This window comes from Acetobacterium sp. (assembly GCF_036508315.1).
Taxonomy (GTDB): Bacteria; Bacillota; Clostridia; order Eubacteriales; family Eubacteriaceae; genus Acetobacterium.
Genome location: NZ_DATCHP010000096.1, coordinates 1 through 9641, shown reverse-complemented (window position 1 = coordinate 9641; position 9641 = coordinate 1). Strand labels below are relative to the sequence as shown.

9 protein-coding genes and 1 pseudogene are annotated in these 9641 nt (G+C 39.6%); 5 read left to right on the top strand and 5 right to left on the bottom strand.

Annotated features, from left to right (window positions below; all coding sequences use genetic code 11):
• From VIK44_RS11740 to VIK44_RS11720, 5 genes are all read left to right on the top strand, one after another.
• On the top strand, window positions 1–1114 hold a 1114-nt coding region (locus VIK44_RS11740; RefSeq protein ID WP_331554077.1), incomplete at its 5' end, for a nitrogenase component 1.
• A complete protein-coding gene (nifB, locus tag VIK44_RS11735; RefSeq protein ID WP_331554076.1) occupies window positions 1107–3794 on the top strand; it encodes a nitrogenase cofactor biosynthesis protein NifB in 2688 nt (895 codons plus the stop codon). The genes VIK44_RS11740 and nifB, both read left to right, overlap by 8 nt.
• 2 nt (window positions 3795–3796) lie before the next feature.
• Window positions 3797–4105 (top strand): 2Fe-2S ferredoxin, encoded by a 309-nt coding sequence (locus VIK44_RS11730; protein ID WP_331554075.1) that lies wholly within the window; start codon window positions 3797–3799, stop codon window positions 4103–4105.
• 20 nt (window positions 4106–4125) lie between these two features.
• Complete coding sequence (locus VIK44_RS11725) at window positions 4126–5043, top strand: homocitrate synthase/isopropylmalate synthase family protein (protein WP_331554074.1); 918 nt, start codon at window positions 4126–4128, stop codon at window positions 5041–5043.
• A complete protein-coding gene (locus tag VIK44_RS11720) occupies window positions 5033–5845 on the top strand; it encodes a homocitrate synthase (RefSeq protein ID WP_331554073.1) in 813 nt (270 codons plus the stop codon). The genes VIK44_RS11725 and VIK44_RS11720 overlap by 11 nt, the downstream gene beginning before the upstream one ends.
• 153 nt (window positions 5846–5998) lie before the next feature.
• Here VIK44_RS11720 and VIK44_RS11715 read toward each other — a convergent pair whose 3' ends face one another.
• From VIK44_RS11715 to VIK44_RS11695, 5 genes and pseudogenes are all read right to left on the bottom strand, one after another.
• Window positions 5999–6661 carry an L-fuculose-phosphate aldolase gene (locus VIK44_RS11715; protein ID WP_331554072.1) on the bottom strand — a complete coding sequence of 221 codons (663 nt, stop codon included), beginning with the start codon at window positions 6659–6661 and terminating at the stop codon, window positions 5999–6001.
• 167 nt (window positions 6662–6828) lie between these two features.
• Window positions 6829–7167, bottom strand: coding sequence for a P-II family nitrogen regulator (locus tag VIK44_RS11710; RefSeq protein ID WP_331554071.1), 339 nt, complete (start codon window positions 7165–7167; stop codon window positions 6829–6831).
• An 83-nt stretch (window positions 7168–7250) separates the two neighbouring features.
• Window positions 7251–8504 carry an ammonium transporter gene (locus VIK44_RS11705; protein ID WP_331554070.1) on the bottom strand — a complete coding sequence of 418 codons (1254 nt, stop codon included), beginning with the start codon at window positions 8502–8504 and terminating at the stop codon, window positions 7251–7253.
• A 396-nt stretch (window positions 8505–8900) separates the two neighbouring features.
• A complete protein-coding gene (locus VIK44_RS11700) occupies window positions 8901–9239 on the bottom strand; it encodes a P-II family nitrogen regulator (protein WP_331554069.1) in 339 nt (112 codons plus the stop codon).
• 38 nt (window positions 9240–9277) lie between these two features.
• Window positions 9278–9641 (bottom strand): annotated as a pseudogene (locus VIK44_RS11695) (ammonia permease); the annotation flags it as partial.

Here is a 9641-nt window from a genome sequence, read left to right as displayed (position 1 = left end):
AGATATATATAGAAACAGCTATTCCACTGATTTAAGAGAAAAAGATGTTATCTTCGGCGGAGAAAAGAAACTCATTGCCGCCATTGACGAAGTCATGGCCATGCACTCCCCCAAATTAATTTTTATATACGCCACTTGTATTGTCGGTGTTATCGGAGACGATATTGTTGCCGTGTGTAATGCCGCAGAAGAAAAATATGGAATACGCGTCATACCTGTTAAATCTCCAGGATTTTCCGGGACTAAGAAAACCGGTTATAAAGCCGCATGCAACGCTATTATGAGTCTCATTACACCAAAAGTACTTCCGCCAAAGGAAGTCGGCGTCAATATTTTAGGTGATTTTAATCTTGCCGGTGAAATGTGGATTATTAAAAGGTATCTTCGCATGCTTGGGGTAACAGCCATTTCCAATATTACCGGAGATGCAACCAGTGAATCTTTAAAAAAAGCGCCAACCGCTCAACTCAACCTCGTGCAATGCGCAGGTTCAATGACTTATCTCGCTAAACAAATGGAAGAAGATTTTGGAATTCCATTCATTAAAGTTAGCTTCTTTGGAGTTAACGATACATCCGATTCACTTTTATGCATTGCCTATGCAATGAATGATGAAGAAATGGTCCGTAAAGCTAAGGCTTTCATTGAAATAGAAAAAAACAGAGTGTTACCTCTTTTAGATAAATACAAAAAAAACCTTGAAGGAAAAAAAGCTGCCATTTATGTTGGCGGTGGTTTTAAAGCCATATCACTGATTCGTCAGTTTAAAGAGTTTGGAATGAAAACAGTCATGGTTGGTACTCAAACAGGCAGTAAAGAGGATTATGAATTGATCCAAAGCCTGGTTGATGACGATGCCATTATCCTGGATGATGCAAATCCAGCGGAGCTGGAATCTTTTATGAAAGAAATGGGTGCCGATATCCTAGTCGGAGGCGTCAAGGAAAGACCACTTGCCTATAAACTTGGCATCGCTTTCTGTGACCATAATCATGAACGCAAGCGTCCTTTAGCAGGCTATGAAGGAACACTTAATTTCGCCTCAGAAATTAATCTATCAATAAACAGTCCTGTCTGGGAAACAATATCCAGTGGAGGTATGAAATATGTCTAAAAATTTAGTGAACTTAAATGTCAATCCCTGTAAGATGTGTATGCCCATGGGAGTCGCCAATGCTTTTTATGGCATACAAAAATCCATGAGTATCCTCCATGGCTCACAGGGGTGCAGTACTTATATAAGGCGACACATGGCCACTCATTATAATGAACCCATTGATATTGCCTCATCTTCTTTAACCGAAGAAGGCACCGTCTACGGCGGCGAACGAAACCTGATTCTCGGACTTGAAAATCTCATAAAATTATATCATCCCGAAGTGATTGGGGTTTCCACAACCTGTCTGGCCGAAACAATTGGGGAAGACGTCAGTTTCATTATCCATAAATTCTATGAGCAACATCCTGACGAAACCGTTAAAATCATTCCAGTTAAGTCTGCCGGCTATAGCGGAACACAATTTGAAGGTTTTAACCGGGCTTTAAAAGCCATTGTTTCCAATGTGGAAATGGATGTTCAAAAGAATGATAAAATCAATATCATCACCACCATGCTGAGCCCGGCGGATACCCGTTATCTTAAAGAACTTCTGTCAGATTTTGAAATAGATTATATTTTATTACCGGATCTCTCGGAAAACCTGGACGGTGTCCACAAAGAAAGCTATGATCGGCTGCCCATGCATGGTACTCCTATTTCCGAAATTTGTAAAATGGGAGGCGCAAAAGCCACCATTGAAATATCAAGCACCATGAAGCCTGAAGACTCCCCTGGTATGTTCCTTTATGAGAAATACAATGTCCCCTATCAACGGGTTAACCTGCCCATTGGTTTAAGAGATACCGATGCACTCCTTGATGTTTTGTCAGCTCTTTCCGGCAAACCCGTTTCACAAAAAATTGCCAAACAACGGGGTCGTTATATTGATGGGATTATTGATTCTCATAAATATAATGCAGAGGGTCGGATTGCAATTTTTGGGGAACCCGATTTTGTTGTTTCCGCTGTACGTCTTTGTTGTGAAAATGGGATTATGCCAGTGATCGTGGCTACCGGTTCTAATTTTCCTCAGTTAAAAGAAATTATTGAACAGGATCTTGCTAAATTAGCGGCTGCACTTTTCGTTGATGACTATGTGATTTTAAATGATGTTGATTTTGAAACCATCGAACTGGAAGCTCTAAGGTTGGGAGCCAATATGATGCTTGGCAACTCCGATGGCCGACGCATTGAAGAAAAACACCATATCCCGCTGATACGCTGTGCTTTCCCAATTCACGATCGCGTTGGCGGACAACGTATTCGTACCCTTGGCTATGAGGGTTCCCTCATGCTTTTAGATCAAATGACCAACACCTTGCTTAAGGCTTTAGAAGGTGGATTCAGAGAAGAACTTTACAATACCTATTATAACGAAGGTCCAAAAAACAAGTATGGTTTAGAGTCTGCAGAGGAGGTAATTCCAATGACAACAACAATCACAGAGCTGAAACCGGCCATGACCATGGAAGAAAAAACAGCCAAGCATCCCTGCTACAGTTGTGATGCTTCCCATACAAATGCCCGGATGCACCTTCCCATAGCGCCTAAATGCAATATCCAATGTAATTATTGCATACGAAAGTTTGACTGCATGAACGAAAGCCGTCCAGGAGTAACCTCTGAAATACTAACACCGGAGGAAGCATTTGAAAAATATAAAGAAGTTAAAGAAAAAGTCCCTAATCTAACGGTAGTAGGCATTGCCGGTCCAGGCGATGCACTCGCAAATTTTGATGAAACTAAAAAAGCTCTTACCCTCATTCGAGACTATGATCCTGATGTCACCTTTTGTGTCTCAACCAACGGTTTAATGCTGCCCTACTATGCTAAAGAACTGGCACAATTGAATGTATCCCATGTCACCGTCACTGTTAATGCTGTGGACCCTGCGATTGGTGCCAAGATATACAAACATGTCCACTTCATGGGCAAATATTATATCGGGGAAGCTGCTGCTGCACTTCTATTAGCCAATCAGATGGCAGGTATTAAAATGCTCATCGACGAAGGCATTATTGTAAAAATCAATACAGTCACCCTGATGGGAATCAATGATAAACACATCGAAGAAGTTGTAAAAACGGTTAAGGCTCTTGGTTGCTTTATTTCAAACATCATGCCCCTTATTCCAGTGAAAGGCAGTGCCTTTGAAGGCTTAACCATTGCGACCAACCAACAAATAAATGAAATCCGTGACCAATGTGGAACCCATTTAAAACAAATGTACCACTGCAAGCAATGCCGGGCCGATGCCATTGGTAAAATCGATGAAGATGTTTCAATCGAATTCAGAGAAATTGAAAAAGCAGAAGACGGCACTGATGGTGCCCCTGCAAAGGGCCTGCGTTTTGCTGCAGTATCCAAAGGCGGCATGCTGGTTGATCAACATTTTGGACATGCCACAGATTTATACATTTATGATTACCTTAACAACGAAGTACAGTTTAAAGAAAAACGAACCATTGGAAAATATTGTACAGATGCTGAAGATTGCGGAGAAAATGAAGATAAAATCGGACAGATTCTCCATGAATTAGATGATTGTGATGGTGTCATCACCATGCGTATCGGAGAAGGCCCCTCCCAGAGATTAGAGAAAAAGGGTATTAGAGTTTTTTCCACCTACAACCGAATTGAAGACGCTGTGAAAATAGCGGCTCAAGAATTATTAAAAGTATCAGGAGGATTATAAAAATGGAAACACCAAAACATCACATTTTAATTTGCACCAGCTGTCGCATAAACGGCACACAAAAAGGTTATTGTTTTCAGCAGGACTCGGTAAAAGTTCTGCAGACGTTTATAGAAGAAATCGATGAACGCGATTTATCCGGCGATATCCTGATAAACAATACAGGATGCTTTGGTATTTGTGAAAAAGGTCCAATTGTCGTTGTTTATCCTGAAGGTGTCTGGTATGGAAATGTTACCGTAGACGATGTAGAACGGATTATGGACGAACATATTGAAGGAGGCAATGTTGTAAAAGATCTCCTGATATAATAGAAAAAGGAGGATCTTTTATGGCAGCCATCATTGATCGAACATTAACAAGCATAGATACAGAGAATAGCGATCCCATAGATTTAGCCTATTTCTGCAAACTTCTTTTTATCTGTGGCGTTACAAAAATTGAAGCACCACCTCAGGTATTTTCTAAAATGAAGGATCTTTTACTGACTGATCCCATATCCTGGGATCAGTCAAAAACTTATTTTCTAAAGGTTGTAAATGGAATCTTTGAATTTGAACCGAATGAGCTCATTGAAAAGAACCTGGATTTTTCTAAAATCCAGGATCTCAGATTAAAAAAAATACGGCTCATCGGTTTGGAAGATCTGTTAATCCAGGATTATGAAACGATCTTTCATAATCTTCTAAATTCCGGGGCACACTATTTAGATTTATGTCCCGGCAATCACAAACATTGTGCCTCTGCTATTGCTTTAGAATGGCTGTTAATGGGTGGGCAAAGCATCAGCTGCAGCTTTGGCTCTTGCAATAATGATGCTAATTTAGAAGAAATACTAATGGCATTAAAGATTAATGGGAAAAGCAACCTTGTTGGTGACTTATCTGTTTTACGAGAAATCAAGGATGTCTATGAAAGAATGACAGGAAAAACAATCCCGGAAAAAAAAGCAGTGATTGGTGAAGGCATTTTCAAAGTTGAATCCGGTATTCATGTGGATGGTATTTTAAAAAACCCCCTTATTTATGAACCGTTTAGTCCTGAATCAGTGGGTAATATCAGAGAGATTGTCCTTGGCAAGCACTCCGGTCAACGAAGTGTCATCTATAAACTGCGTGAATTATCTTTATCCGAATCCTGTATCAATGAAATACTATTCAAGTTAAAAGAGCATTGTTCCAAAGCGGGAAAAAGCTTTTCAGATTTGGATTTGTTAACCCTTGTCAGTGAGGTTCATAATGACTATTGAAAAAAAATACATTGTTGATACAACTCTTCGAGATGGCGAACAAAGCCCTGGCATTGCCTTTACTCTCAAGGAAAAAGTTTCAATCGCAAAAGCATTGGATATAATAGGCGTTAGTCGAATTGAAGCCGGTGTCCCTGCAATGGGCAAAGAAGAATGTCAGGCCTTTGAAAAAATAAAGCTAACCTGTAAAAAAGCTGATGTTGTTGCCTGGAATCGAATGAATTTAAATGACATACAGGCATCCATTGACTGTGGGGCTGATATTATACACGTATGTGTGCCTGCTTCATCATTACTTATTGAAGAAAAACTTCACATGAGCAATGATGCTGTTCTGGAAATGATTGAATCTTGTGCCGAGCGCATACACCGATTCAATAAAGAATTATCCATCGGATTAGAAGATGCTTCCCGAGCTGATTGGACCTTTGTTGAAAAAATTATTAAGAAAGCAAGCACTTTGAATGCAACCACCATACGTTTTGCTGATACTGTTGGAATATTGAGTCCAAGAACCTGCAGTCACTATATTAATCAAATAAACACAGAAATGGATCTTGAAATCCATATGCACAACGATCTCGGCATGGCTGTGGCAAATTCTGTCCAGGGGACTATTTCAGGAGCAAAATACATTGACTGTACCCTTTTCGGCATTGGTGAACGGGCTGGAAATTGTAATCTTGAACACTTTTTAGAGGCATTGGAAGGACAATATGATTTTGGTGTTTCTCTTGAAGATCTTCGCAAACACCAATCAAAATTGGAACACATTATCTTTAAAAATAAAATGTGTTCATAATACCAAATTAATCAGATTGTGGAAAAGGTTATATTTACCAATCAATCTGTATAATCTGCCACACTTTATGGATGCTCGGATCCTGGATAAAACTCATTATTCACTTTTTTAAAGCCCCGCCAGTATTTTTTAAATACTGGCGGGGCTTTAATGTTATAGTTTTTCTTTGGATTTACGCTGTCCATAGGATTGATTGAATTCAACAATCATTCTTGTCATTTCTTCTTCATCTAAAATAACAGGCTTCCCAATGGATCTGGCTATTACATAAACCTCAGCGCAATGCTCAATCTGTTCTGCAATGTTAAAAGCATTAAGAATATCCTTCCCACCGGTGAGTAAACCGTGGTTTGCCATAAATACAGCGTTGCGGTTGATCATGGCGTCAAAGGTCAATTCTGCCAGTTTAACTGTGCCAAAGGAAGCATAATCTGCGCATCGTACATTTAATCCTGAATATGCTACCAGATAACTTGAAGCAGGCAGTGGCTGTCCTAAGGTAGCTAATACGGTAGAGTAAACGGAGTGGGTATGAACCACTGCATCAATATCATCGCGTTTTAAATAGAAAACGCGATGTAATTCATGTTCACTTGACGGTTTTCTTTTTCCGTCTACAATATTTCCATTAATGTCAATCACAACAATATCTTCCGGTTCTGTTTCAAAATAATCCATGCCACTTGGGCTAATCGCCATTAATTGTTGTTCGCGATTATAAATACTGATGTTTCCCCCAGTACCCTTGGTTAATCCGGTTGTAATTAATTTCTGACAGTATGTAACAACGTCTGTTCTTTCTTTTTCCAGAATCATTTTTTCCCCTTTTAATGAATTTTGTCTGCATTACCTGCTATTATATTATTTCCATTGAGAACGTCAATGGTTTTATTCTTTCTATAATAAAACTGAAAGCCCACACTATTTACAGAAATAAAAAGTGTGGGCTTTTATGTGTCTAATAGGGTTAAATCCTGCTCTGTTTAAAGAGCGGCATCGCCTCTTTTGCCTGTTCTTATTCGGATACAATCGTCTACTGATTTAATAAAAATTTTACCATCACCAATTTCGCCGGTCCGGACGGTTTTCATAATAAGTTTAACAGTGTCTTCCACCTTATTATCCGCTACAACAATTTTAATTTCAATTTTTGGAATCATATTCATCATCACTTCAGTTCCCCGGTTATGTGCGATCCAACCTAACTGATTACCGCACCCCAAAACCTGGCGAATATTCATTCCATTGATTTTTGCCTTTAAGAATACATCCTTCAAGGGTTCCAGCTTTTCCGGACGAATAATTGCTTCGATTTGTTTCATAACATCTTCCTTTCTTTGCTTATTTAAAAATCTATAAGGACATTCCGATTAGACCTTTAAACAGTATTCTAGACCAAAATATGCTATTGGTCAATTCCTGAAAATGCTGCATACCCTTCTTCTGCGTGTTCGCTGATATCAAGACCCAGTGCTTCCGCTTCCGTAGAAACACGAATTGTCATGATCTTCTTCAATACCAACATAATTACCGCTGTCATTGCTCCTGAATAAATCACTGCAATACACATTGCCAACAGTTGGGCTGTAAATAATTGAGTGTCACCAAAGAACAATCCGTTCCACTGAGCAACCGGATTGATAGCCGTTTGAGCAAATAAGCCAGTCGCAATTACTCCCCATATTCCACTGATACCGTGACATCCAAAAGCATCCAATGAATCATCATAGCCGAATTTTTGTTTTACTTTTGTTAAAAAGAAGAAGCAAATTGGACTGACAACTCCCCCAATGATCAAAGCTGCGCCGAATGGGACAAAACCTGCCCCGGGTGTTATTGAAACCAGCCCAACAATTGACCCGGTAACTGCACCCATAATAGTAACCTTTTTATATAGAATCATTTCAATCAACATCCAACTTAACATAGCGGCGGCTGATGCGATCATTGTGGTAACAACTGCATGAATGGCCAATCCATTCGCTCCCAGAGCAGACCCGCCATTAAACGCAAACCAGCCGACCCATAGAATCCCACCGCCTAAAACGAATAACGGAATATTATGTGGATGATACGACTTTATCCCGTAACCTTTTCGAGAGCCGAGAATAATACAGGCAACCAGACCGGAAATCCCTGAGCTGATTTCAATAACATAACCGCCGGCGAAATCCACTGCTCCCAATCCCGCGATTAAACCACCTTGAGCCCAAACCATATGAGCCATTGGATAGTAGACAAGAATCAACCAAACAGTTATGAAAATAAATAGTGCCGAGAATTTCATTCGTCCAGACAGAGAACCGACAACAATCGCTGGCGTAACCATACAAAAGACGAGTTGAAAAACAGCAAACAAAACTCCCGGTATCGTACTGGCATAGGGACCGGCTTCCGTTTCGCTGACACCCCTGAAAAATGCATGGCTTAAATCTCCAACGATGCCAAGCCCCCCCATATCCGGACCAAACGAAAGGGAATACCCAAAAGCAAACCACATCACCGTCGTCAAACCACAACAAAACATAACCGACATCAACGTATTAAGCACATTTTTTCTGCGGACCATCCCGGCGTAGAATAACCCAAGGCCCGGAGTCATAAAAAACACAAGCATTGTACAGACGAGAATAAATGCCACATCTCCAGAATTAATCATTTTTTCCTCCTAAATTTTTAGTATTATATTATTTTCTATTGAAATCTTTTCACTGTTGACGCAAAAAAGGCGACAACAAAAAAAAGCTGTTATCGCCTTTGATAAATCTTAATTTTGCACCAAGGTTCATTTTTAGACGATCATCTTCATTGACAATCGCCTGAACCTTTTCGCTGCTACTTAAGGTTGATTTATTTATTCACTTAATAAATAGTTGATCCTGATTTGACTCAACTCGATAAATTATAGCATTCTCTTTTAAAAGAGTCAATCCTTGAATTGATTCCTTAATCAACACTTTTTTGTTTTTTTCAAAAATCAAAAAAAAAAAAGGTAATTATATCTACTTATGCAGATATAATTACCTTCCTGATTGAATCGATTAATTCTTTTCATTTAAAGAGCGGAATCGCCTCTTTCACCTGTTCTTATTCGGATACAGTCGTCTACCGGTTTAATGAAAATTTTACCATCACCAATTTCGTCTGTCCGGACGGTTTTAATAATAAGGTTAACGGTGTCTTCCACCTTGTTATCCGCTACAACAATCTTAATTTCTATTTTTGGAATCATATTCATCATCACTTCTGTACCCCGATTATGGGCGATCCAGCCTAGCTGATTGCCACACCCTAAAACCTGGCGGACGTTCATGCCATTGATTTTAGCTTCGAAAAACGCATCCTTTAAAGGTTCCAATTTTTCAGGACGAATAATTGCTTCAATTAGTTTCATAACATTTTCCTTTCTTTAATCATTTAATCCAAAATATACTACTGGTCAATTCCTGAAAACGCTGGATAACCTTCTTCAGAGTGTTCGCTGATATCCAGTCCAAAGGCTTCTTCTTCAGGTGTGACACGAATCGTCATGACCTTCTTCAATACCAGCATAATGATAGCTGTCATTGCCGCAGAATAAAGCACTGAAATACCAACCGCCATCAGCTGGGCAACAAACAATTCGGTTTGACCAAAGAATAAACCATTCCACTGGGCAACCGGATTAATAGCCGATTGGGCAAACAGACCGGTTGCAATACCGCCCCATATACCGCCAATGCCATGACATCCAAAAGCATCCAATGAATCATCATAACCGAATTTTTGTTTTACTTTTGTCATAAAGAAGAAACAA